This window comes from Desulfosarcina alkanivorans, assembly GCF_009688945.1.
Lineage (GTDB): Bacteria > Desulfobacterota > Desulfobacteria > Desulfobacterales > Desulfosarcinaceae > Desulfosarcina > Desulfosarcina alkanivorans.
Genome location: NZ_AP021874.1, coordinates 4,944,594 through 4,968,921, shown reverse-complemented (window position 1 = coordinate 4,968,921; position 24,328 = coordinate 4,944,594). Strand labels below are relative to the sequence as shown.

Annotated in this window: 19 protein-coding genes; 10 read left to right on the top strand and 9 right to left on the bottom strand. The window is 55.3% G+C overall.

Translation table 11 applies throughout. From position 1 onward, the window contains the following. Positions 1-125: 125 nt before the first annotated feature. Positions 126-1,520: a sigma-54-dependent transcriptional regulator gene (locus tag DSCA_RS21805; RefSeq protein WP_155318448.1), complete on the bottom strand. Its 1,395-nt coding sequence runs from the start codon at positions 1,518-1,520 to the stop codon at positions 126-128. Next, the gene (locus DSCA_RS21800) at positions 1,520-2,944 is read right to left on the bottom strand and encodes a sensor histidine kinase (RefSeq protein ID WP_155318447.1); all 1,425 of its coding nucleotides are present in this window, start codon (positions 2,942-2,944) and stop codon (positions 1,520-1,522) included. The genes DSCA_RS21805 and DSCA_RS21800 overlap by 1 nt, the downstream gene beginning before the upstream one ends. Before the next feature lie 644 nt (positions 2,945-3,588). Here DSCA_RS21800 and DSCA_RS21795 point away from each other — a divergent pair. The 8 genes from DSCA_RS21795 to DSCA_RS21760 all read left to right on the top strand — a co-directional run bounded on the left by DSCA_RS21795 (position 3,589) and on the right by DSCA_RS21760 (position 12,482). Then, positions 3,589-3,795, top strand: a complete 207-nt coding sequence (locus DSCA_RS21795) for a helix-turn-helix transcriptional regulator (protein WP_331457120.1) — start codon at positions 3,589-3,591, stop codon at positions 3,793-3,795. Between the two features lie 11 nt (positions 3,796-3,806). Continuing rightward, positions 3,807-4,865 (top strand): type IV pilus assembly protein PilM, encoded by a 1,059-nt coding sequence (gene pilM / locus DSCA_RS21790; RefSeq protein ID WP_155318445.1) that lies wholly within the window; start codon positions 3,807-3,809, stop codon positions 4,863-4,865. Continuing rightward, positions 4,862-5,440 carry a PilN domain-containing protein gene (locus DSCA_RS21785; RefSeq protein ID WP_155318444.1) on the top strand — a complete coding sequence of 193 codons (579 nt, stop codon included), beginning with the start codon at positions 4,862-4,864 and terminating at the stop codon, positions 5,438-5,440. The genes pilM and DSCA_RS21785 overlap by 4 nt, the downstream gene beginning before the upstream one ends. Then, on the top strand, positions 5,437-6,090 hold the full coding sequence (locus DSCA_RS21780) for a type IV pilus inner membrane component PilO (RefSeq protein WP_155318443.1): 654 nt from the start codon (positions 5,437-5,439) through the stop codon (positions 6,088-6,090). Before DSCA_RS21785 ends, DSCA_RS21780 begins: the two co-directional genes overlap by 4 nt. Next, positions 6,029-6,709: a pilus assembly protein PilP gene (locus DSCA_RS21775; protein WP_155318442.1), complete on the top strand. Its 681-nt coding sequence runs from the start codon at positions 6,029-6,031 to the stop codon at positions 6,707-6,709. Before DSCA_RS21780 ends, DSCA_RS21775 begins: the two co-directional genes overlap by 62 nt. Positions 6,710-6,875: 166 nt before the next feature. Further along, positions 6,876-9,110: a type IV pilus secretin PilQ gene (locus DSCA_RS21770; RefSeq protein WP_167527907.1), complete on the top strand. Its 2,235-nt coding sequence runs from the start codon at positions 6,876-6,878 to the stop codon at positions 9,108-9,110. Between the two features lie 105 nt (positions 9,111-9,215). Beyond that, a complete protein-coding gene (locus DSCA_RS21765) occupies positions 9,216-11,297 on the top strand; it encodes an Ig-like domain-containing protein (protein ID WP_155318440.1) in 2,082 nt (693 codons plus the stop codon). 144 nt (positions 11,298-11,441) lie between these two features. Continuing rightward, positions 11,442-12,482 (top strand): zinc-dependent alcohol dehydrogenase family protein, encoded by a 1,041-nt coding sequence (locus tag DSCA_RS21760; RefSeq protein ID WP_155318439.1) that lies wholly within the window; start codon positions 11,442-11,444, stop codon positions 12,480-12,482. A gap of 117 nt (positions 12,483-12,599) precedes the next feature. On the opposite strand, the gene DSCA_RS21755 is transcribed toward DSCA_RS21760, so the two are convergent. The 5 genes from DSCA_RS21755 to DSCA_RS21735 form a co-directional block, all read right to left on the bottom strand. After that, positions 12,600-13,250 (bottom strand): XRE family transcriptional regulator, encoded by a 651-nt coding sequence (locus DSCA_RS21755; RefSeq protein ID WP_155318438.1) that lies wholly within the window; start codon positions 13,248-13,250, stop codon positions 12,600-12,602. 119 nt (positions 13,251-13,369) lie between these two features. After that, positions 13,370-14,536 (bottom strand): beta/alpha barrel domain-containing protein, encoded by a 1,167-nt coding sequence (locus DSCA_RS21750; protein ID WP_155318437.1) that lies wholly within the window; start codon positions 14,534-14,536, stop codon positions 13,370-13,372. Positions 14,537-14,582: 46 nt separating this feature from the next. Next, positions 14,583-15,365: an enoyl-CoA hydratase-related protein gene (locus DSCA_RS21745; protein ID WP_155318436.1), complete on the bottom strand. Its 783-nt coding sequence runs from the start codon at positions 15,363-15,365 to the stop codon at positions 14,583-14,585. 26 nt (positions 15,366-15,391) lie between these two features. Then, entirely contained in the window at positions 15,392-16,540 is a 1,149-nt protein-coding gene (locus DSCA_RS21740; RefSeq protein ID WP_155318435.1) for an acyl-CoA dehydrogenase family protein, read from the bottom strand. Between the two features lie 62 nt (positions 16,541-16,602). Continuing rightward, positions 16,603-17,223 (bottom strand): TetR/AcrR family transcriptional regulator, encoded by a 621-nt coding sequence (locus DSCA_RS21735; protein ID WP_155318434.1) that lies wholly within the window; start codon positions 17,221-17,223, stop codon positions 16,603-16,605. A 271-nt stretch (positions 17,224-17,494) separates the two neighbouring features. Here DSCA_RS21735 and DSCA_RS21730 point away from each other — a divergent pair, with 271 nt between their 5' ends. Together DSCA_RS21730 and DSCA_RS21725 are read left to right on the top strand one after the other, a co-directional pair. After that, entirely contained in the window at positions 17,495-18,205 is a 711-nt protein-coding gene (locus tag DSCA_RS21730; protein ID WP_155318433.1) for a MerR family transcriptional regulator, read from the top strand. 15 nt (positions 18,206-18,220) lie between these two features. Beyond that, positions 18,221-20,221: an oxidoreductase gene (locus DSCA_RS21725; protein WP_155318432.1), complete on the top strand. Its 2,001-nt coding sequence runs from the start codon at positions 18,221-18,223 to the stop codon at positions 20,219-20,221. A 149-nt stretch (positions 20,222-20,370) separates the two neighbouring features. Here the strand turns inward: DSCA_RS21725 and DSCA_RS21720 are convergent, their stop codons facing one another. Both DSCA_RS21720 and DSCA_RS21715 read right to left on the bottom strand, forming a co-directional pair. Continuing rightward, positions 20,371-23,499, bottom strand: coding sequence for a PAS domain-containing protein (locus DSCA_RS21720; protein ID WP_167527906.1), 3,129 nt, complete (start codon positions 23,497-23,499; stop codon positions 20,371-20,373). Between the two features lie 58 nt (positions 23,500-23,557). Next, positions 23,558-24,325: a substrate-binding periplasmic protein gene (locus DSCA_RS21715; protein ID WP_167527905.1), complete on the bottom strand. Its 768-nt coding sequence runs from the start codon at positions 24,323-24,325 to the stop codon at positions 23,558-23,560. Positions 24,326-24,328: the final 3 nt, after the last annotated feature.

The window sequence follows — 24,328 nt, the reverse complement described above, 5'->3', positions numbered from 1 at the left end:
CCGGCACCCGGGCAAGTCCTGCCATGTTGAAGGGAAAATAGGGGGCCACGCCCCTCAAATTATCATCGATTGCGCCGGAGGGGACAAGGGCACGCCCCGCCTTCGTTTTTCCGATATCCGAGGAGTTACTGCGCCGGCCCGGGCTTTTTTTTCTCGAACAATTTATGCTTCTTTATTTTTTGGTTCAGCCCACTCTTGCCGATGCCCAGCAGGTCTGCCGCGTGGGCCTGCACATAGTTGGCTTTTTTCAGCGCCCGGATGATCATGTTCTTTTCCACCAGCGCCAGGGTGTCGTATAAACTGGCATCCACAGGGATACCATCCATGTGCAGGGTACTGTGGGCATTGTCGATAAAATCCTTTGGCAGGTCGGACACCTGAATAATTTCCTCCGGACTCATCACCACCGCCCGTTCGATGACATTTTCCAACTCCCGGACATTTCCCGGCCAGTCGTATTCATAAAACAGCCGCTCCACGTCACGGTCAATTCCGGTCACCGGCGGTCCCGTATACCGCTGGTCGCTGTATTTACTGATAAAATGACCCACCAGCGGACGAATGTCTTCCAGGCGTTCACGCAGTGACGGCAAGGTGATGGGAACCACATTGAGCCGATAAAACAGATCTTCCCGGAAATTTCCCTCGGCCACTTCCGCCTTCAGGGATTTATTGGTTGCTGCAATCAAACGGATATTGACGGGAATCGGATTGACCCCTCCCACCCGTTCGATCACCCGTTCCTGCAAAACACGAAGCAGTTTCACCTGAAGGCCTGGGGAGAGTTCCCCGATTTCATCCAGAAACAGCGTCCCCCCGTCAGCAAGCTCAAACCGCCCCTTTTTCCTGGACACCGCACCGGTAAAGGCGCCCTTTTCATGACCGAACAATTCACTCTCTAACAGAGACTCGGCCAACGCGGAGCAATTGACGGCCACCAGTGGTTTATCCTTTCTGGGACTGTTGAAATGCAGGGCATTGGCCACCAGTTCCTTTCCCGTCCCGCTGGCCCCCTCAAGGAGGACCGTCGCCATCGCCGGTGCCACCTTCCGGATAATCTGAAACACATCCTGCATGGCTTTGCTTTTACCGATAAGGTTATGGAAGCTGTAACGGCTCTCGACCGCACTCCTGAGCTGGCGGTTCTCCTTGACCACACGGTACATGGAAACCGCCTTGCCGACATAAAGAACAAGCTGCTCATTGTCGAAAGGTTTGAGAATGTAATTATAGGCGCCTTTCTGCATCGCCTCCACCGCTTTTTCAACCGTGCCGTGCGCGGTCATCATGATTACGGGAAGATCCGCGTCTTCCTTCTTAACCCGCTCAAGCAGGTCGATGCCGTCCATACCCGGCATTTTCATGTCCGTCAGAACCAGATCCACATCGGAATCGGAAAGAATATCCAACGCCTCGGGGCCGCTGTTGGCCGTGAGCGTCTCAAACCCCTCGTCTTCCAGAACCGCTGCAAGGATGAGCGTATAATTTTTCTCATCGTCAACAATGAGGATGGTTTCCATTATTTTGACTCCTGGCGTAACGGGAATTTGATAGAAACCCGGCACCCGCTTTCCCGTTGGTTGTCAATCCGGATCATTCCATCATGGGCTTCAATAATATTTTTTACAATCCCAAGTCCCAGTCCGGTGCCCTTTTCCTTGGTGGTAAAAAAAGGGTCCCAGATTTTTTCCAGCACCGCCGCAGGGACGCCGTCCCCTTCATCTTCGACGTAGAGCCACAGGGAATCATCGCCGATTTCAACGGTCACATCAATGGCACCGCCGCCGGGCATGGCCTGCATGCCGTTGATCAGCAGGTTGAGAAACGCCTGGTAAAGCATGTCCCCATCAGCCATGATGACGGGAATCTTGTCAGCGAAGCATGTCCTGATCGTAAAACCGTTCGCGTTCATCTGATGCTCAAGAAAATTGATATTTTTGGTGATCACTTCATCAATGCGGCAGGGGCCTCGGTTGGGTTTTTTGGGACGCGCATAGTTTAGAAAATCGGTAATGATATTGTTCAGGCGCCGTGCCTCCGCCACAACGATGTCGGCGATTGCATTGAGGCTGTCCCGGGGATCCATTTTCTTTTTCAGCAGTTCCGCTGAGCTGCTGATAATCCCCAGCGGGTTTCTGATCTCATGGGAGACACCGGCAACCATTTCCCCCAGTGAGGACAGGTGCTTGGCTTTGGCCAGCTGATCCTTCAGCCGTATGCGCTCCAGAGCCCGCTTTTCGATGATCCCCTCGCCCCGTTTCACGACATATATCAACGTCAGGAGCAAAATCCCCATGACGATGCTGATGGTACAGATCACCAGGACCTGAAATTTAAAAATTTTCCGGTAGTCGCTGGACAGATCCTGTCTGATTTCGACGACACCCAATACCGGACCGGAAATCGGTGACAACGGTTTTTCAGCCCTCAAAGGGGCAAACGTGACAATTTTAATTTCTTTGGGGATCCCTAATAGAATTTCCCAGAAGGCGCCGTTTTGAACCAATTTGGAGGACGACTTGCCGTCCAGCGCATTTTTGTAGAAAGCCCCCCCGACATTTTCCAGCCCCACCAGTTCGGAGGAAAAACTGTAGGCAATGACATCCTTTTTGCTGTAAATATTGACCATTTCGATATTGAAACTGTGCAATGTACTGCGGACAACACTGTCCATTCTTTCAAACTGCTCCTGATTTCTCAGTTCAATTTTCCCGTATTTCAACCCCACGGGAAGAATGAACTGCAAAAAAACCTGATGGTTCAGGTTTTCGATAAGCAGCAGGGCGTAATCTTCACTTTTCTGGTACTGCATCGAACGGACCCAGTGGGTGTTGAGCACGGAAAGAATGATCGTACCGATAAAAATAACGACAAGGCTGGTAAACGTAAAATATTTAACCAGCCGAAAGGGTTTGGCCCGTTCTATGACATTGGACGGTTTCATCGCGTTACACTGCCGCTATCAATTGCAATTTGCCACTGGGTCGACGTGGAATCACCATCTGGCATTGCGTTACAGGGTTGGCCCGTCCCATTTCGATTATTTTTGGTCCGGGAAATGAGATCGCACTAAAGTTTCTGCCGGTGGTGCCGAATTGAAGGGTGAACCAGCGACAACATTGTCTTGCCATATAGATAAAGCTGAGGATCCTGTCAATGTGCTGCAGGTTTAACGCCCCACCGCTCCCGGTGTGTTTTGACAACAGACATGGTTTCACGGAGCTGCGCATCGGGAATTCATGGGAAACAGGGGCTCGGTCCCGATTCAGGTTCGGCTCCGGGGTCATGGACCGGTTGCCCATAAAAAAACGACCCTTAAGTGTCGGATGAAAAGATCCTCGATATGAACCAGAAAATGTTGAATCCGGCGTTATACAAGATAGCGGTAATTAATGATACAGAACCACAATATAGATTAAATAAGCAAAATTATGCATAAAAGTCATATAATTTTACTTGACAACGTTTTTATTTGGGACTTGAATCACAATCAGGCGACGGCTAATGCGACGGATTGAAAAAGCATCCAACCCAGTATTCTCTTTGACAAGCTAACATTGCAATGACTTTTTTGATTGCCAGAAGACGATGGTTCAAATGGTGAAGAATTCATTAAAACAAATAAGGGAATCCCTTTTGATGAGCAAATCGGAATTGGCGAGAGAAGCGAACGTCTCTCCCATTACGCTTACGCGGATCGAAGAGGGAAAACCGTGCCGGCTGGAGACCAAAAGAAAAATACTGCTGGCTCTCGGGTACAGCCTTTCGGACAGTAAAAAAATCTTTGGTGAATAAAAGAGCTAACCATGTTTTTTGGAAAAAAAGACAGACTCATTGGCCTTGACATCGGGTCCAGATCCATTAAAGCAGCGGAAATTTCCGAAACGAAAAAAGGGAATACCCTTGAACGATTCGGCATCATCGATATCGCACCGGGCCTTATCGAAGACGGCGCCATTAAAGATGCCGAGCAAGTTGCCGACATCGTCCGCCAGATGTTTAAAAACTATGGCATCAAAGGTCATAACGTTGCTCTTTCCGTAGGCGGCTATTCGGTTATCGTAAAAAAAATCAATGTTCAGGCCATGCCGGAAGAGCAGCTTCAGGAGACGATCGGGTTTGAGGCGGAACAGTATATTCCATTTGATATATCCGACGTAAATTTGGATTTTCAAATCCTGGGAGAGAATGAAAGCAATCCCAACCAGATGAATGTGCTGCTGGTTGCGGCCAAGAAAGAGATGGTCAATGATTACGTGAATCTTGCCCAGATGGCGGGATTGAATCCATGCATCATTGACGTAGACGCCTTTGCACTTCAGAACATTTACGAATTCAATTACGCCCCTGCTGAAGGTGAAAACATCGCGCTTATCGATATTGGCGCCAGCAAGACGTCACTTAATATCTTAAAAGGCAAATCCTCAGTCTTCATGAGAGACGTTTCACTCGGCTGCGGGCAAATCAACCAGAAAATCGCATCGTTGATTGACTGTTCCATTGAAGACGCCGAGCAGATCAAATTTGGTGAGCAGTCGGAAAAAATAACTGCAGGGGATCTTTCCGACATTGTTTCGTCAGTCGTTTCAGACTGGTGCACGGAAATCAGGCGGGCTCTTGATTTCTTTTATTCAACGTATCCCGACGATCAGATTAAAAAAATAATTCTCAGCGGGGGCGGGGGAAACATAAAAGAGTTCAGACAGTTGTTGTCTGTCGAAACCTCGGCGGAAGTGGCAACCATAAATCCCTTTGAAGGGTTAAATATAGATGAGAACCGGTTTGATGTGGAATTTTTAAAACGAATCGCCCCCCAGGCCTCCATCTGCATGGGGCTGGCAACGAGAAAAGTTGATGATAAATGATACGCATTAATTTACTCCCATTTCGAGCCGCACGAAAAAAAGAGAATATCAGGCGACAGGTGTCCATCTTTTTGTTGTCACTTGTCTTGGTTGTTATTGTTGCCGCCTGGTTCAACTTCATTTTATCCGGAAAAATCACATCGCTGAACAAACAAATTACGGATACCAAGGCTCAGGTCGACAAGTACAACAAAATCAACAAAGAGATTGCGGGAATCAAGAAGAAGCTGGAGATTCTGAACAAAAAGATTGAAGTCATCAAGTCTTTGGATCTTACTCGAAATGCCCCCGTGGAATTTCTTGACGACATGTCCAGGATCGTTGTCGAGAAACAGATGTGGCTTACCGAGATACAGGAAAACGCCGGTAAATATAAGGTCGTTGGCATCGCCTTGGACAATCCGACCATCGCTGAGTATATGACCCGGATCGAGTCGTCTCCGAAATATGACAATGTCAAGCTTTTGTCAATCAACCAGGATACTTCTGTAAAAGGGTTGAATCTGAAGAAGTTTGATATCAGATTTCAGAAAACGAATCCCAAAAAACAACCTGAAAAGGTCTCGAAGAAATGAAGCAGGGCAAAGCGGTTCCCATTGAGAAAGTCAATCCCTTTTTTGATAAGTTAGAGCAGCTCTCCAAAATCCAGCGGATTGCTATTTGGGCAGGTCTGTTGATTTTGCTTATCGCTGCCTTCGTCTACTTTTCATATCTTCCTAAATTAAAAACAATCGACAGGCTGAAAACCAATCTGACAAAGGTTACCAAGGAGTTGGAGGTTGCCAAAAAGAATGCACGACAGTTGAATGCCTATCGAAAAAAGATGCAGGATGCTGAAGAGCAGTTTAAGATTGTTATGCGGGCGTTGCCGGAAAAAGAAGAAATCCCGACCCTGCTGACCGGCATTTCAAAAGCGGGAAAAAGTTCCGGCCTGAATTTCATCCTGTTCAAGCCCAAAGCCGAAGTAAAAAAGGATTTTTACGCAGAAATCCCGGTGGCAATGGAAGTCACGGGAGATTATCATGGCGTGGCGACATTTTTTGAAAGTGTCGCCGGATTGAACCGCATTGTCAACATACGAAACATCAGAATGTCGCCCGAAGATAAAGGCAAAACGCTAAAAACCAAATGTACGGCAGTAACGTATAAGTTCATTGAAGTTGATGAAACAAAAACGAAAAAAAGTCGAAAGTCAAAAAAGTCTAAAAGGAAGAAAAAGCGGTAAAGCCATGCAAATGCAATTGAAACGATTTTTAAATAATGTACTATTGTTTCTGCTGATTCCATTCTTTCTTTTGAATTGTGGCGATCAAAAAGAGGCCTCCAAAGCGCCTGTCATCAGCAAGAAAATTTCTGTACAAAAACTGCCGAAACCGGACAAGAAAAGCGACCCTGCCCCAGCGGGCTCACCGGCTGAAAGCGCCGAAGCAAAGGGTTCAGAAAAAACAACTGAAAGCGTCGCCCAGCGAATCTACAACCCGAAGGAGCGGCTGAACCCGTTTACCCCCCTGTTTAAAGCCGACAAGAAAGAGACGGTGGCCGACCAAGCCGGAAAAAAGAAAAAGAAAAAACGAATTCCCCAAACGCCTTTGGAACGGGTAAGCATCAATCAACTTAAATTGGTAGCCGTGATTCGCGCTTCCACAGGGAACCGGGGACTTGTAGAAGATAATAGCGGTAAAGGGTATATCATTAAAAATGGAACCTATATCGGTTTAAATTCAGGCATTGTGACCCAAATCAACGCCGACAGCGTGATTGTTGAAGAAGAATTAGAGAACCTGATGGGAGAACTTATTCTTCAAAATACGGAAATAAAACTTCAGAAACCAGCTGGAGAGTGATATGCACAACTTCAGGATCATAGTTTCAAAAAAATTGACACTCGTTTTTTGCCTTGGAATGGCTGTTGCCCTTTTCTTTGCAGGATGCGCAACTCAGGATTCCGGTCTCAAAACCGGTGTGGCCGACATTGATCCTTCCCCATCCACGGAAATCACTGCGATCGGATTGTCTGAAGAGACGGATGCCACCAGTGTGGTGATTGCCGGGACCGAGCCGTTAACCTACACCTCGGTCAGGCAGCCGCTTCCCCTTGGCGTCGTTCTCTATTTCCCAAAAACGCGTTTGAACCTTGCGAATACCGATGTAACGTCTTCCGGCGACCCTGTCATTTCCGTTCATGCCGGCCAGATCGAGAACAAGGACAACACCTCCCGCATCGAAATCCTTACCGCCTCGGATGCCCCTTACAACGTGGTACAAGACGGCACCTCCCTGGTCGTAAAATTTACCAAAACGGCCTCCGGATCTTCAGGCAGCGGCAACGCGCCTGCAGCCCCGTCAGACGAAGCCGTGCAAGTGACACCGTCGAAAGTATTACAACCGGAACCCACATCGTTTGTTCAACCCTCGGGAACGTATCAGGGAACCGGCACCCAGATTGGAAAAGAAGACCAGATATGGGTCAATCGCATTGACTTTCTCGGTGAAACCGGCGGACGATCAACCCTGTCCATCGAAACAACGACCAAGATCGATTACAACCTCCAAAAAATTTCTGGCACACTCCTTGAGCTCCGGCTGATGAATGCCAATATCGCCGAATTCAGACAGCGCCCGTTGATAACGACCCGTTTTGAAAGCGCCGTCAACCGGATTATGCCCATCCAGTTGCCGTCGATGAAAGATTTTTCAATGTTCTCTATCGAACTGCGTGAACCGGTCGCGTATTACACGGAGCAGGTTGGCGGATTGCTGCTGGTCCATTTTGAAGCCTCTTCCGTTCCACCGGCGCCCGCCGACGAAACCAATCTTCCCGCCTGGAAAAAGGCACTTGAAGCAACCATCGGCCCCGCCGATATCCTTTCAACGGCGCCATACGCCAAACAGGCCTCCGGCCTGAGCCCCGACCAGGCCGACCCGTTGACTGACGAACCGGCCATGGGTGACCGGCCCGGCCCGAAATCGCCTGAGGTGACGATTGGCGCCGACCAGGCCATGGTCCTTAAAAAAAGCACCAGAAAATACGGGGGTGAGAAGATCGCCCTGGATTTTTATAAAACGGATATTAAAAATGTATTCCGGATCCTCCGGGAGGTCAGCGGCAAAAACTTTGCCATCGATGATGATGTGAACGGCAAGGTCACCCTGACGCTTGACAAACCGGTTCCATGGGATCAGGTGATGGATCTGGTGCTGAGGATGAACCAGCTCGGCATGATCGTCGAAGGTGATATTATCAGAATCGCCACACTGGCAACCCTGAAAAAGGAAAACGATCTCCGCAAAGCACAAATCGCCGCACTGCAAAAAGAAAAGGAACAGATCAAAGCGCTGGAACCGCTGGAGACACGCTATATTCCGATCAGCTACTCCGACGCCGGCACGGAAGTCCTCCCCCACATCAAAAATATCATTACCAAGGGACGCGGCTCGGTATCCGTCGATGGCAAAAACAATCAGATCATCATCACCGACACGGCGAATATCATTGCCCAGGCGGAGGAAATCACCAGGCAGATCGACAAGGTCACCTCTCAGGTGATCATCGAAGCCAGGGTGGTTGAAGTCAATGAGTCATACTCCAAAGAATTGGGGTTTTCCTGGGAGCTGGGCGTCGGCCCGGTCACCATAAATGATGGCGGGTCAGAATATACGACCAACGTGGCCATGAACTACCCATCGGCGAGTACCAATGGCTTTCAGCTGAACTATGCGAAAATTGCCGGCACGCCCTTTACCCTGGATGCGGCCCTGACCGCCCTGGAAACCAACGGCAACGGGAAAATCCTCTCGGCACCGAAAATCGCGACCCTGAACAACAAAAAGGCCAGGATTAAGCAGGGCCAGGAAATTGGCTACCTGGAACGGGATTCGGCCGGCGGATCTTCCGTCAAGTTCAAGGACGTGGACCTGTTGCTCGAAGTGACACCTCACGTCACCCCGGACAACCGCATATCCATGGACATCGTTATCGAGAAAAACGACGTCACCAATTTTGTCGACGGGGTGCCGGTCATTTCCACCAACGAGGCAACCACGCAGCTTCTGGTCAACGACGGCGATACCATCGTCATCGGGGGCATCATCAAGTCGACATCGACCAAAGCAAAAACGGCATTTCCGGGACTTCACAAGATCCCTGTGCTCGGCTGGCTGTTCCAGAGCAATATAGAGGATGCGGACAGCAATGAGCTGCTGATTTTCATGAACCCCAAAATTGTTCAACTGGAACAGCGGTAACCCATTATATTAACAGCGTCCGCTGGCAACCTTCAGATTGCTTCGACGACTTATGGGAATCATCAACAAGATACAGGATCCAACATCTATTCTCGGAGGCTTTTCATGAAACTGCGGTTTGACAAACCAATACGACTCTTCTCATTAGCAATGATTCTCTTTTTTGTTGTTGCATGTTCTTCAGGTGGCGGCGATAGTGATGGAGACAGCGGAGACAGCGGAGGTGATGAAACGACTGAACCTACTATTTCTGAAATTGTCGTCGATGCCAATCCCGATTCGATCAACGTTCTGGAAGAAAGTGATGTAACGGCAACCGTTTATGACGAAAGCGGCAGTCCAGTCTCCGGTGTCGTCGTTGGGTTCTCTCTTGATCAGCCCTCCCTAGCCGCCATCTCGCGTACGGCCACGACAGGCAGCAGTGGCGTGGCCCGTGCCACGCTGACTGCCCGGGACCAGCAGGGCACACTAACCATAACGGCCAGCGCCCAGGACCTGAACAGTAATGCAAGAACAGTATCCATCTTGTCAGGCGTAAACCCCGAAACGATCAATTTAACAGCAACGCCCAATACCTTGCTGGTTGAAGGGACTGCCAGCATTCGTGCCGAGGTCCTTGATCAATTCGGGGACCCGGTGCCCGACGGCACGTCGGTTTCTTTTGTGGTCAGCAACACCAATTTCGGGAGCATGTCCTCGGATGCAGACACGACCATTAACGGATTTGCCAATGCATCTTTTATCGCTGCTAATCAACCGGGCACCGCTACTATCGAGGTCTCCGTCGGCAACATCAACAACAGCGTCGACATCCTGATCAACCAGAGCCAACCGGCGTCCATCGAATTTTCCTCCGCCGAACCGCAACGAATTGCCCTTGCCGGTTCAGGAGGACAGGAATACTCGGACATTAAATTCATTGTTGTCGACGAAAACGGAAACCCAGTAAGCGGCATCAGTGTCTTAATGAATATTGAAAGCGGACCCAATGGGGGCGAATACATTGACAACGACAGCACTCCTGAAGAAATCGAAGTCGCCTCGGACGCTGATGGAATCGCCACCGTCACCCTGCGAAGCGGATTGACCCCCGGCCCGGTGACGATCAGAGCGACAGTCGAGAGGGACGGCGTGTTCTACCGGACGAATTCGTCGGTGGTGTCCATCGGCGGCGGTGTCCCGTCGGCATCTCGGTTCAGCGTCTCCGCCAGTGTGCTGAACATTCCCGGCCTGGGCCGCAATGGCGTACCCACTGAAATCACTGCTTATATGTCAGACCGCTACGGCAACTATAACATTCTGGAAGGGACCACGGTGTCCTTCTGGTCAGAGCCGGCATTGGCCGTCGACGCCTCCGTGGCCACCGTAAATGCCGATGGCTTGGCCACCGTAAGTGCACGCACCCAGCACCCGTCCCTTGATATGAATCTGGGGGGGAAAGACGTTGCCCCGTTCGACTGGGAAGAAGACCTGCTGGATTACATGAATACAACCTATCCAGACTATATGGCGCCAAACCCTGGCTGGACAGGGGAAACGACGCCTAGAGACGGTCAAGTCGCCGTGCTGGCTTATACGCAGGGAGAAGAGCATTTCGACGACCTGAACGCCAACGGCCTCTATGATGCCGGTGAAACTTTTTTGGACACCCATGATGATCCCTTCATCGACTATAATGACAATGGCGTCTATAACGTATATACCTCCCTGGGCGACGACCCCACTGAAATTTTCAATGACGTCAACAGTTCAGGAACCTGGGACAGTGTAAACGGTTCTTGGGACAGCCAGAAGGATATTTTCGTTAATTTCAAGCTTCTGATTACCGGCGAACCGATTATCGCCATCAACCCGACGACATTCAATATTCCCAATGGCGGATCCCAGGGATTCACCTTTGTCGTTGCCGATCGCAACCTCAATTACCTCAGTGCGGGCACCACCATATCCATTTCTACGGATGGTGGCGGGAAGATCTATGCCGATTCAGTTGAAATGGCCGACAACAGCTACTTACCAGGTGCAACTGGAAGTTATACCAGCCATTTGGCTCAGATCGAATACGATGCCATTATTGCTGACGATGACCCGGACGATACCGATGCGCCGAAAACCATTTCACTAACGGTAACCGTAGACGGGTCATACGGTACCGAATCGCTTACCATTATCGGCACGTTGGACTAACATTAACCTGCTCCCGTCTGTCAACTGAGATGCCATCAAATGGCTGCCGGTTTCCCCGGCAGCCATTTTTTCGATCACAACACCATTTCTTCGGAAGCCCCAAGGGGGAAATTGGCCTTAGCCATCCGATGAAAGCGATTATACATGCGCGCCGCCTATTATGAAGAATTTGAAGGCCCGGTAACGGTAAAAATCCTGCCCGACCCGACCCCTCCCGAAGACGGGGTGGTGATCAAAGTGGCGGCCACGGGCCTGTGCCTGAGCGACTGGCACGGCTGGAAGGGGCACGACCCGGATATCATCCTGCCCCATGTGCCCGGCCACGAACTGGCCGGGGTCGTCGAAGCCGTGGGGAAAAGGGTGAACAACTGGAAACCCGGGGACCGCGTGACCCTGCCGTTCGTCTGCGGCTGCGGGGGCTGTCCCCAGTGCCTGTCGGGCAACCACCAGGTCTGCGACCATCAGTTTCAACCTGGATTTACCGGGTGGGGATCGTTTGCCGAATATGTGGCCATCCGCTATGCGGACGTCAACCTGGTGGGCCTGCCGGCCGCCTTGGACGATGTCACCGCGGCCAGCCTGGGCTGCCGCTTCGTGACCGCCTTCCGGGCCATCGCCGCCCAGGGCCGGGTGGGCGCCGGTCAGTGGGTGGCCGTGTTCGGTTGCGGGGGTGTGGGCCTGTCCGCCATCATGATTGCCAACGCATTGGGCGCCCGGGTGGTGGCCGTGGACATCACCGACAACAAACTGGCGCTGGCCCGATCCGTGGGCGCATCGGAGACGGTCAACGCCCGGTCCACGGGCAACCTGGTGGAAGCGGTCCGGGACCTGTCCCGCGGCGGGGCCCACGTGTCGGTGGACGCACTGGGCAGTCCCCAGACCTGTTTCGACGCCATCGCCAGCCTGAGAAAGCGGGGCAAACACATCCAAATCGGCATTCTGGATACGGAACACCGCCATCCGCCGATCCCCATGGACCGGGTCATTGCCCATGAATTGGAAATTCTCGGCAGCCACGGCATCCAGGCCTTCGCGTACAGCCGGCTGCTGGACATGATCGCTGCGGGAAAACTGCAACCGGAAAAACTGATCGGGCAGGTGGTCGACTTAGAGGAAGGGATCGCGCAACTGACCGTCATGGACCGCTTCGATCACACCGGCGTAACGGTTATCAATCAGTTTTGACGGAAATCACAGTTGACGGAGTGCCGCCTCCGCTCGTCATGATCGCCCGGAGTAAGACCACGCCCGTGCAAGTTTCGCTTCGGCCGTCGGTCCTCTGCCTTCCGACCTCGGGAGACCCTACCCGCCGTAAAGCACCGCCAGGATCGTGGCCGTATCCCTTGTGGCGGCGATCAGGTGAGGCGTCGTAGACAGGTAATAGGCGCTGTCCCCGGGTTCCAGGTCGAAATGGTCGTCCCCGATGTCCAGTGACACCTGTCCCTCCAGCACATAGATGAATTCCTCGCCGTCATGAACGGACCGCTCTCCGTCCGGCGCCTCCTCCAGCTGGACGATCAGGGATTCCATGTGCCGTCCCTTTACTTCCGGGGCCAGGCTGCGGTAAATGTATGCCTGTTTCTTCCCCTTCAGCGAGGTGGAGCGGGAAACGATTTTCTGCTCCCCCTTGCGGGTGATGGCGTAGAGCTTCTCCCCCACGCCGGACACCAGTCGGCCGAAGGCGCTGTCCAGGGCTTTGGACAATTTGATGGCCGTCCCCAGCTGGGGCTGGACCTCGCAGCTTTCGATGCGGGCAAGCAATTCCACCTCAAACCCGGTCAGGTGGGACAGCTCGTCCAGGGAGATGCCTTTGGCTTCACGGATCGCCTTGATCCGCTGACCGATATCCTCCTGGCCGCCCTCCGGCTGGCTGCAGGTCCCCTCACCGATTTGTCCGGTCAGGTCTTCAAAATAATCCACGTTGATGTGAGGTTTCTTCTGGCCTGTTTCCATGGCAATACTCCTGGTTGGACTCCTGGTTGGGGACTGGCCCCGATTTTCCTGTTGATAGGGGTGGAAGGGCCACGGTCACGTGTTGGCCCGTCCCCGGCTCCCCAGACGGTTCAAACCGGTCAGGGACGATAACGCTCCGGCAGCACCGCTTTTTCCGCCCATTGGGAAGGCAGTTTCTGGCCGGGCGTCTCCCCCATCTTCTCTTTGAGTTTTTTCAACCCCGGCCGGGCAAATTCAATGTGCCCTTCCTGGAGGGTTCTTCCGTTGATTACCGCTTCACTCCGCAGGCGCTGCCCCACGGTTCGTTCCAGCTGGCGGCCCAGCCACAGGACGCGATCCACGTTGTAGCCGTGTTCGATGCCCATTTCATCGATCTGCACCAGCATGTCCTCAAAACAGGTCAGCCCCACATAGCGGGGATCCTCGTAGTAGTACTCCCCGGTGCCCGGCACCGGACAGTCGTCCAGGAAGTTGGCCGGCTGTCCGCCCAGACCGCCCAGGGTCCCCTCGAAATGGCAGATACCCGCCTGAAGCGCCGCCAGCACCGAAGCTGAAGCCACCCGTTTGGTTTCGTGGAAGTGGGCGATGTGCACCGAGGTGTCCGGGATTTCGTCCAGAATCATGGAAAAATAACGGTAGACCTCCGGTGCCGACGCACTGCCGTCATGGTCGGCATGCTCGATGTCGGTCGCTCCGATCTCTAGCCATCGCTTCGTAAATTCCACCGCGTCTTTGAGTTCGGTGGCGCCGGCAATGGGGCTGCCCCAGATGGTGCTGACTGTACCGCACATCTGAAGTCCGGCATCCCGGCATTTACGGATGGCGCTTTCGCACTCTTTCCAGTATTCGGGAAGGCTGAGGCCCGAGTTGGCGAAATGGTGCTCCTCCTCGGTGGAAACCATCATCAGGCAGCGGTCCGGTCCGACACCTTTTTTGGCCAGTTCGATGGCCCGGTCCACCCCCGGTTCCCGGATGGTCACGGCGGTGATGGTAATGTCGTCCGGGTTGACGCCCCGCTTCCGGCAGCGCGCCTTGAACCGGTCGCTGCGCAGGTGCGCCAGAAGCTGTTCCGCGTCACTGAACTGGGGCATGAGGTAGGGGTTGCCCAGATTGGTCACCTCGATGTTGCGACAGCCGGCAAAGATCATCTCTTCGGCGTAAAAAATCTTGGCCCGGGTGGAAATGAACTTTTCCAGATGCTGGAAGCCGTCCCGGACGGTGATGTCGCCGAGGGTCACTTTTCTGGGCATCCGCGGAAATATTTTCCAGTAATCATATTCGGTCATGATACCTCCTGTGTTTTCTGGGTGATGGAAAGGCGCGGTATCTGGTTCAGCGCCCCCGGTAAACCGGTTTGCGTTTCTCCCTGAACGCCGCCAGCCCTTCCAGGCGGTCTTCGGTGGGAATGCATACCCAATAGGCGTTGGATTCAATGGCCAGGCCCGTGGCCAGGTCCGTCTCCATGCCATGATTGATGGCATACTTGGCCTGCTCGATGGCAACGGGACCGGTTTCACAGATTTCGGCGGCCATCTGCCGGCAGGTGTCGATGAGGGCCTCCGGCGCGCAGACCTTATTCACCAGGCCAATGTTCAGCGCTTCGGCCGCGTCGATGCGTTTACCGGTAAAGATCAGCTCTTTGGCCTTGCCCTTGCCCACCAGACGCGGCAGGCGCTGGGTGCCTCCGGCGCCGGGGATGATGGCCAGGCGGGTTTCGGTGAGCCCCATGGTGGCGCTTTCAGAAGCGATGCGGATGTCCGACGCCAGGGCCAGTTCGGTGCCACCGCCCAGGGCCACGCCGTTGACCGCGGCGATCACCGGCTTGTTGAGCCCTTCAATGGCCGTGAAGAGGTTGCGGATGGTAAAGATGTACTCCTTGACCTGGACGGGAGACAGGGTGGCCCGCTCCTTCAGGTCCGCCCCGGAACAAAAAGCCCGGTCACCGCTGCCGGTGATGATGATCACACGGACACTGCCGTCAAAGCGCATGTCGGCGATTCGGGCCTGCAAGGCATGCAGCAGATCAAAATTGAAGGAGTTCATCACCTCGGGCCGGTTCAAAGTGATCAGGACCACCCCGTTCGCTTGCTCGGTTAACAGGATAGGGTCGTTCATGCCGCCCTCCTTGAAAAGGCTTCGGGTTAACAGCCGATATAGCGTGAAATGACGATACGCTGGACTTCCGAAGTGCCCTCGCCGATGTCCAGCAGCTTCTGGTCACGGTAAAACCGCTCCACGTCATACTCTTTCATCAACCCGTAGCCGCCGTGAATCTGCACGGCATGATTGGCCACGCGCCCCATGAGTTCGGAACAATAGAGCTTGGCCATGGCGGCCTCTTTTTCAAAGGGTCGCCGGTGATCCCGCAGCCAGCAGGCCTTGTACAGCAGGTTGCGGCCGCATTCGATCTCCATGGCGCTGTCCGCCAGCTTGAAGGCCACCGCCTGGAACTTGGAAATGGGCTGGCCGAACTGCTCCCGGTTGCGGGCATATTTCAAGGCCGTGTCATAGGCCCCCTGGGCGCCCCCGAGGCCCATGGCGGCGATCGAAAGGCGGCCGCCGTCAAGGGTCTGGAGCATCTGGTGAAATCCGTCGCCCTGCTGGCCCAGGATGTTTTTGGCCGGCACACGCACATCGTCGAAATAGAGTTCCGCCGTGTTGGAGGAGCGCCACATCATCTTCTTTTTCATGGGCACGGCCTTGAACCCCCTGGTGCCGCTCTCCACGATAAAACAGGTGTATTCCGGTTTGCCGCTGGGCCGGGTGCCGGTGATGGCCTGGACCGTCACGCCCAGGGTCATGTCACTGGCCGCGTTGGTAATAAAGATCTTGGAGCCGTTGATCACCCAGTCGTCGCCGTCGCGCACCGCCGTTGTTTTGGAACCGCCGGCATCCGAGCCGGCGGTGGGTTCGGTGAGCCCGAACCCCCACAGGGCCTCCCCGTTACACAGGGCGGGCAGATATTTCTTTTTTTGATCCTCGTTGCCAAAATAATACAGGGGACCGATTCCCAGAGAATTGCCCGCGGCAATGGTGGCCGCCTGGGAGCCGTCCACCCGGGCGATCTCCTCCACGGCAATGATATAGGAAATGTAGTCCATGGCCTGCCCCTCGTAAGCCTCGGAGACAAACATGCCGAACAATCCGATGTCACCCATCTTTCGCGTGAGGTCGCAGGAAAATGCCTCGGCCTCATCCAGTTCCATTGCCACCGGGGCGATCTCGCTCTGGGCAAACTTGCGGACCTCCTTGCGAATCATCTCCTGCTCTCTGGTCAAGTCAAAATCCACGAGGACCTCCTTTCCGCAACAGCGGGGCCGGCCGCAACGCATCAACGGTTGCATTGCAGCCACTATTGAGTACCGTTGAAAATACCTTTTTCAGCTGCCGGCAGGGGGGTGAGGCAGCCCTGCTTTAAGCCGCTGATAATAAAATTTTCGTAAATATCGGCGATTTCATCCACCGTCAAACGGCCGTTGGGATTGTACCAGGTCGCACCGGCCGTACACAGGGTCAAAATGGCGTAGGAAAGAATCTTGACGTCCACATCGGCAAACACACCCGCCACGGTTCCCTGATGGATGAGTTGCTGAAAAATGGATTCATATTCGTCACGCTTCCTGACGATGGCCCGGTAATGTTCGGCGCTGAGGCCCCGAAGCTCACTGTTGGCGATGAAGTTCTCTTTCTGCCGCTCCAGGTGAAAACACACATGGCCACGCACGGCCGCCCGCATCTGGACCTCGATTCCCCCGGCCGCCGCCAGGCGCTCTTTGAGGGTGGTGGTCAGATCATCCATGGTGGCGCTCATAATACGAAACAGCAGGTCCGCCTTGCTGGCATAGTGATAATAGATGCTGGCTTTCTGGATGCCGCTGCCCCTGGCGATGTCGCTGATGCTGGTGGCGAAATATCCTTTTTCGAAAAAAAGATCGATGGATACGGATTTTATGGTCGTCTTCATGTCGCCCATGGGTATGGCGGCTCCTGATTCAACGGGCAATGACCGGAGCAGTCTTCGGAAAGGAAGGAAAGGGAAATTTTACCGACCGGTCGTTAGGTTGTTTCTAATCCAGGGGCCGGCGCCTTGTCAAGCCCAAAAGCCGGGGCTGCATACGGGTGGTCCGTGGCCCCGGAAACGATTCGGATATTGACAGGGACGGCAGAAAACAGGTATACGCCAACAGTGTGAAGTGACAGTTAACACTTTTTTCTCAGAAATCTGGCCGTCACCGGAGCGCCTCGTGGCATCTTCCCATGGCAAACCCCATACCGAAAGCGGCAGCCCCTATCTGAAGATGAAGGAACTGGTCGATGCCAGCGGCGTGCCCAAGTCGACCCTCCTTCTCTATGTGAACACCGGCCTGCTGCCCGAACCGGTGCGCACCCAGCGCAACATGGCCTACTACCATCCGTCATGCATCGAGCGGGTGGGATTTATCAAACAGGCCCAGGCCCGTCACCGGCTGCCCCTGGCGGCCATCAAGGGCCTGCTCAAAGAGATGGACAACGGCCGGGACGTGGGCCCCCTGGTGGAGCTCCAGGCCACCCTGTTCGGTTCCCGGGGCAGACGGATCGGCAGGCAGGCCTTTTGCAGCGCCACCGGCCTGAGCGGCGAGCAGGTGACCGCCCTCTGTAAAGCCCGTATCCTTGTTCCCCTGGCCGACGGGCAGTTCGACAGGGAGGATCAGGCCATGGGCCGGCTGCTCAAAAAAGGGCTCGACATGGGCATGACGATCCCGGATTTATCCTTTTACCCGAAGCTGGCAGAGACCATGGTGGAAGAGGAAATAACCCTGCGTCAGAAAATCACCGGACCGCTCTCCTTCGAAAAAGACGCCGCCCTGACCCTGGAGCTGACCCGCATGGCCCGGGGGCTGAGAACCTATGTCATCGACCGCATCATGCAGAAACGGCTCATCGACTTTAAAGGGCTCAAAAATCGAAAACCGTGAGACAGGAGAAACCCAATGAAGGATCCCTTATTCCGACCCATCACACTCAACCGACTCGAGGTCAGCAACCGGATCTACCTGCCCGCCATGCACCTGGGCATGGCCGTGGACTATCAGGTGACCGATCAGCTGGAGGCGTTTTATGCCGAACGGGCCAGAGGCGGTGCGGGCATGATCTGCGTGGGCTATGCCACCGTGGACGACCTGTCCGGCAACACCCAGAACATCGGCGCCCACGATGACGCCTTCATTCCCGGCCTCGAAAGGCTGGCGGCGGCAATCAAGTACAACGGCGCCCGCTGCGCCGTGCAGCTCAACCATGCAGGCCGCTATAATTTCTCTTTTTTCATGGACGGCAAACAACCGGTGGCACCCTCTCCGGTGGCGTCCCGGATGACCGGGGAAACCCCCAGGGAATTGTCCATCGAGGAGATCGGCGAAACCATCGAGGCCTTTGCCGCCGCCGCCCTGCGGGTAAAAACAGCCGGGTTCGATGCCGTGGAGGTACTCAGCGGCACCGGTTATCTGATCAGTGAATTTCTCTCCCCGCTGACCAACCAGCGCACCGACCGCTACGGCGGCAGCCTGGAAAACCGAATGCGCTTCGGACTGGAGGTCATGGCCGCTGTGCGCGACGCCGTGGGCGACGACTACCCGCTGATCGTGCGCATGAACGGCAACGACTTCATGCCCGGCGGCAACGGCCGCCTCGAGCTTCAGGCCTATGCCCGGGCCCTGGCGGCAGGCCCGGCCGATGCCCTGTGCATCAATGTGGGCTGGCACGAGGCCCGGGTCCCCCAGATTGTCACCGCCGTACCCCGGGGGGTGTTCGCCTACCTGGCCAAGGCCATACGGGAGCAGGTGGATGTGCCGGTAATCGCCAGCCACCGCATCAACACCCCGGACACGGCCCGGGAGATGATCGCCGACGGCATGTGCGACATGGTGGCCATGGGCCGCAGCCTGATTGCCGACCCCAGGCTGCCGGAAAAGGCCCGTCAGAAAAAGGAAGCGGATATCGTCCACTGTATTGCCTGTGCCCAGGGATGCTTCGACCACCTGTTCCAGCTCAAGCACGTGGAGTGCCTGTGCAATCCCCGGGCCGGCCACGAAACCGCCGGGGCAGTCAAAAAAGCATCGCCGTCGAAAAAAGTGATGGTGGTAGGCGGCGGCCCGGCGGGAATGAGCGCCGCCCTGGCCGCCCACGAACGAGGCCACCGGGTCTCGCTCTTTGAAAAAACCGGCCGGCTGGGTGGCCAGCTGCATCTGGCCGCCGCTCCTCCCGGAAGGGCCGAGTTTGCCTCACTGGCGACGGACCTGGCCCGGCAGGTAGAGGTGGCGGGAATCCCCACGATGCTCGATTGCCGGGTCGATGAAACCCTGATCCGCAGGGAAGCCCCCGATACGGTGGTTCTGGCCACGGGTGCCCGGCCGCTGTCGCCGCCCATTCCCGGCAGCGACCGGCCCCATGTGGTTCAGGCCTGGGATGTGCTGATGAACCGGGCGGCCACCGGACAGCGGGTGGCGATCATCGGCGGCGGTGCCGTCGGGGTGGAGACCGCCCTGTTCCTGGCCGAAAAAGGCACCTTGTCTGCCGAGGGCGTCAAGTTTCTGCTGGTCAATCGCGCCGAAGACCCGGAGACCCTGTTTGAGATGGCCACCCGGGGCACCCGGCAGGTGACCCTGGTGGAGATGCTCGACAAGGTGGGCAAGGACATCGGCAAGTCCACGCGCTGGGGAATGATGCAGCAGCTGTCACGCATCGGCGTAGCCACGGTCACCCGGGCAACGGTAGTGGAAATCGTTGCGCAGGGGCTGAAGGTGGAAAAGGACGGCCGGGTGGAGACCATCGCCGCCGACACGGTGGTGATCGCCGCCGGGGCCGCATCATACAATCCGTTGCAGGAGGTGGTGGAAAACCTGGGCATCGCCTTCAAGGTGGCAGGTGACGCCGGCAGGGTGGCCCTGGCCTTCGATGCCGTTCACCAGGGGTACCGGGCGGGAATGGAAATTTAGACAGTGCCCATCCATAAAAGGCCAATTTACCTATTTTCTGGACGGACACTAGTTAAACGGGGGATCCTTTTGATCATCCCCGGCGGTCATGCTCGGTGCCCGGGCCAGACGGACTGCATGACAGGCGCTTTCAGCGGTCGACATGGCGGTCAAGACGGTCCCGCTTTTGGCAAACTTATGACAAAGCGGGTTCCGCCGCTGTCCGTCGACAGGACATCCATCTTTCCGCCATGGGTTTCGGTAATGATGAAGTAGGAGACAGACAGCCCCAACCCCGTCCCCTCACCCACAGGCTTGGTGGTGAAAAAGGGTTCAAAGATGCGGCGGCGGGTTTTCTCATCCATCCCCGGGCCATTGTCTTCGATCTCAACCCGAACCCACACCCCCTCTTCTTTTACCCGCAGGACAAATAATGGCGGCGCCTGTGTAACTTTCCGATCGGCCATGGCTTCGGCACCATTTTTGAGGATATTCAGGAACACCTGCTGAATCTTGCTGCCTTCACAAGGCACGGGTATGACCGTGTCGTCATACTCCCGGACGATGTGAATCTGTTTAAAGTCATAGCGCTTTTTCATGTCGTAGTCCGTCCGGGCCAGTTCGATGGTCTGATCCAGCAGCGATGTGAGTTCATGGCTGGATGTGATGCGGTCGCTTTTTCTGGCGAAGCTGAGCATGTTCTTGACGATGGCCGCCGCCCGGTTTCCGGAGGTCCGGATGTTGTCCAGCATGGCGGGCAATTGACGCAGTTCCAGGTAATGACAGATCGCCGGCATGGTCGTCCCGGCGGTTTCAGCGGCTTTCCGGTTGGCCGGCAGATCGCCGGAGAGCCGATTTTCCAGAACGGCCGTATTCTGAAGAATACCGGCCAGGGGATTGTTGATTTCGTGAGCCATGCCCGCAGCAAGTCCGCCGACGGAAAGCATTTTCTCGCTCTGGATCACCATTTCTTCCATGCGCACCCGATCGGTGACATCGTCCACACGGATCACCGCCCCCTCAATACCGTTGGCCACCAGCGGGAATATGGTCACATCCTCAAAACGGGTCTCCCCATTTTCCGTTCTGGGAATCTTTAAATCCCTGAGGACCCGGCGGTCCGTGATGGCGGTTCTGATACGGTCCATTTCGTCCATCAACCGGGGGAAAACCCTCGCCACCGGCTGCGAACGAACCTTTTCGAAAGTCATCCCCGTCATCTGTTCGGCCTGCCTGTTCCACTGGGTCACCCGCCCCTGGGTGTCGACCCCCACCAGTACGGATGGCATGGAATTGATGATATTCGTCAGGTAATTGCGCAGTTTCCGGAGTTCTTCTCCGGCCAGTTTGCGCTCGGTAATATCCTGGTACGTGCCCAGAACGCCGATGACGTTGTCCTGCGCATCACGCATGGGAACCTTGCTGGTCTGGAGCCAGATGGTTCGATTGTCCAGGGTGGTTTGGGGCTCTTCATAATTTATCTTGGGTTTTCCCGTACGCATCACCATCAGATCATCCCGGCGATATAAATCGGCTTGATCCGTTCCCCATGGAAATGAAAAATCGTCCTTGCCAATCAGTTCGTCGGGGCGTGACCGCCCGGCATCGCCGGCAAACGGCTGGTTGCAGCCCAGGTAGCGGCATGCCTTGTCTTTCCAGAACACGCGCACGGGGATGGTGTCCAGAACCAGCCGCAGCATTCGGTTGGCATCCGTCAAGGCCGCGTCAGCTTTTTTCAACTCGGAGATGTCCATGAGGACCCCGTCGAAAATGATTTGGCCGTTCACTGTTCGGGGCACGGCGCTGCCTGAAAACCACATGACCCCATCTGAGGGGTGTACGAATCGGCCCTGGAAATGCCAGGGGCCGGCGGCGGCAACGGCATCTGCAATGGAGGTGAAAAATCGTTCACGGTCAGCCTCATGGATACGGGCAGAGAAGGCCTCGAAAAAGGTGTCCGGCGTCGGCTGCAGGTCGAAGATGTCAGATGCTTTGTCGTTTACATAATTAAGTCCGTATTGCCCGTCGGCCGCGGCATGGAACTGATAGACCACACCGGGGATGTTGTCGGTAATACTTTTGAGGCTCTGACGGCTTTCCCGAAGATCCCGTTCCATTTTTCTGCGCTTGTCGATGTTCACCAGCAAAAAAAGGATCAAAATGATCATTCCAGCAAAAGCGACGATGCCACACCAGATCAGCGCTCGGTAGGCCTCGTAGATGGACGTCGGCCTGTTGATGATCAGGCTGTCTGCCGGCAGGTCGGATTCACGGAAGCCGAAACGTTCCAGCACACGATAATCAAATGCAAACCGGTTCGGGCTTTCCATTAACAGGGGAATGGTATCGGTTTTTTCGCCGCCGAGGATCCGCAGGACCATTTTACCCGCCGCCTGTCCCTGGGTGACACCGCTGACCAGTTTCCCCCCGATGATGCCGTGTCCGAGGTTGAACTCCCACAGGCCGAAAACAGGCACCGGCGAAGCGCTGCAGATGCGCTGGGCGCTGTCGTCGTAGGCGAAATAATCACCGGAACGGTCTTTGAACAAAAACGTATAGAGCACCATGTCGCCGTGATTCAAACCGGCCAGCCGCCGGATCAGGTCTTCCCGTCGCAGGTCATCCCAATAGACGAAGGCGATTCGGTCCGAAAATGCCTCACTGGCCCGCTGGATTTCACGGTGGACCTGACGGCCGGTGGGGGTGGTGTCATTGACCACCACGATGCGCCGCACCGCGGGCATCAATTTCAGGGCCAGGTCAATGGTTGCACGCACATCGGCCGCCTCATTGACGCCCGTGACGGGAGCCATGCCATCCAGGTCGGCCGGATTCAAATCGTTGGCGCCGCAGATGACCACCGGTATACCGGCAAACAGTGATTGGCGGTGTTTTTTCAGGAAGCGGATCGAATTGTTGTCCGCCGCAATGACGGCATTGAAAGAGATGTGGCGATATTTTTCACCGATCAGGTCGGCCAGACGATCGAAAGCAGGGGGTGAATACAGCCGCTTGCTGTCCAGATGCTCCACGTAAAGCCGGGTCTGGGGCGCCGCCGCCATGAGGGTGTCGCGAACCCCCTGGACCAGCTGATCGCTCCAGCGGTATCCCGGATGGTAGGCATTGATCATCAATACGGCGGCGGGGGTGGATGCGTGACCGTTTGAAACGAAGGGGGAAAAAACAAAAAATGCGGTTGCCCATGCCAACAATATGATGATCGGGAGCCCGCCGTTCATGAAACGGTCGAAACGGACACGTCCCTGATGGGGTCGCCGGCCGGGTGCGTCATGACCCATTCGGAACCACCGCCCCCTCGCTCCGAAAGGAGGTGGCCAACAGGGGATCAAGCCGATATCACTTCCAGTCATGCAACCCATATCGGTCGAGAATCTCCTTCAGCCGTCCGCTGCGCCGCAGGTTGACGATGCCCCTGGACAGCAGGCCCGCCAGCTCGGGAGACTCGGCCAGGGCCGGTGAAAAAGCGATATGGATGTAGGCGGGTTCCACCCCGTGACCGGCAAACTTGATCTGTTCCCAAATCCCCATCTCTTTGGCCGTATAGCGGATGGCGGCCTCCGTGTCCACGACAACATCGATACGCTCGAGCAGCAACTTTTTCAGGTTCTGCTTCAGGGGCTGAACGCCGGCAATAACCTGGACCCGCTGCTCATCGTTGCGATGTGCGGCGATATACCCGTTGAGCCACTGCCGGTAATCGTATCCGGCGGCAACGCCCAGCGAGACCGTCTCGATGGACGCCGGGCCATCGAATACCCACGGATGGTCGCCCCGGGTGAAAAAGGCGAGTGTGTTGCGGGCCAATTCTTCATCGGGGAAGACAAAACCGGCGGCATCGGTGTTAGAGGCCCCGACGGCGCCGGTATACCTGCCGGTGCGGACACCCTCGATCGCCCGTTTCCAGGGAACGGTCCGGTAGGTCACGGTGTAACCGGCGGGTTCAAACACCGCCCGGGCCACATCGATAAGGTAGCCTTCCCGGTCACCGCCCGGTTCCATGTTGAACGGCGGCCATGGGTCGGCCACGAGAACGATGTCATGTGCCCATGTTGCCGGCAGACCGACCCGAAGCAGTATTAAAAAGAAAAGGGCAAGAATGCGCATCGG

What these genes read in the sequence shown, in the direction of transcription:
- DSCA_RS21760 (WP_155318439.1), top strand. Translation starts at nt 11,442, where the DNA reads ATGCGCGCCGCCTATTATGAAGAATTTGAAGGCCCGGTAACGGTAAAA.
- pilM (WP_155318445.1), top strand. Translation starts at nt 3,807, where the DNA reads ATGTTTTTTGGAAAAAAAGACAGACTCATTGGCCTTGACATCGGGTCC.
- DSCA_RS21725 (WP_155318432.1), top strand. Translation starts at nt 18,221, where the DNA reads ATGAAGGATCCCTTATTCCGACCCATCACACTCAACCGACTCGAGGTC.
- DSCA_RS21785 (WP_155318444.1), top strand. Translation starts at nt 4,862, where the DNA reads ATGATACGCATTAATTTACTCCCATTTCGAGCCGCACGAAAAAAAGAG.
- DSCA_RS21805 (WP_155318448.1), bottom strand. Translation starts at nt 1,520, where the DNA reads ATGGAAACCATCCTCATTGTTGACGATGAGAAAAATTATACGCTCATC.
- DSCA_RS21765 (WP_155318440.1), top strand. Translation starts at nt 9,216, where the DNA reads ATGAAACTGCGGTTTGACAAACCAATACGACTCTTCTCATTAGCAATG.
- DSCA_RS21715 (WP_167527905.1), bottom strand. Translation starts at nt 24,325, where the DNA reads ATGCGCATTCTTGCCCTTTTCTTTTTAATACTGCTTCGGGTCGGTCTG.
- DSCA_RS21720 (WP_167527906.1), bottom strand. Translation starts at nt 23,499, where the DNA reads ATGGGTCATGACGCACCCGGCCGGCGACCCCATCAGGGACGTGTCCGT.
- DSCA_RS21800 (WP_155318447.1), bottom strand. Translation starts at nt 2,944, where the DNA reads ATGAAACCGTCCAATGTCATAGAACGGGCCAAACCCTTTCGGCTGGTT.
- DSCA_RS21755 (WP_155318438.1), bottom strand. Translation starts at nt 13,250, where the DNA reads ATGGAAACAGGCCAGAAGAAACCTCACATCAACGTGGATTATTTTGAA.
- DSCA_RS21750 (WP_155318437.1), bottom strand. Translation starts at nt 14,536, where the DNA reads ATGACCGAATATGATTACTGGAAAATATTTCCGCGGATGCCCAGAAAA.
- DSCA_RS21775 (WP_155318442.1), top strand. Translation starts at nt 6,029, where the DNA reads ATGAAACAAAAACGAAAAAAAGTCGAAAGTCAAAAAAGTCTAAAAGGA.
- DSCA_RS21735 (WP_155318434.1), bottom strand. Translation starts at nt 17,223, where the DNA reads ATGGGCGACATGAAGACGACCATAAAATCCGTATCCATCGATCTTTTT.
- DSCA_RS21745 (WP_155318436.1), bottom strand. Translation starts at nt 15,365, where the DNA reads ATGAACGACCCTATCCTGTTAACCGAGCAAGCGAACGGGGTGGTCCTG.
- DSCA_RS21795 (WP_331457120.1), top strand. Translation starts at nt 3,589, where the DNA reads ATGGTTCAAATGGTGAAGAATTCATTAAAACAAATAAGGGAATCCCTT.
- DSCA_RS21780 (WP_155318443.1), top strand. Translation starts at nt 5,437, where the DNA reads ATGAAGCAGGGCAAAGCGGTTCCCATTGAGAAAGTCAATCCCTTTTTT.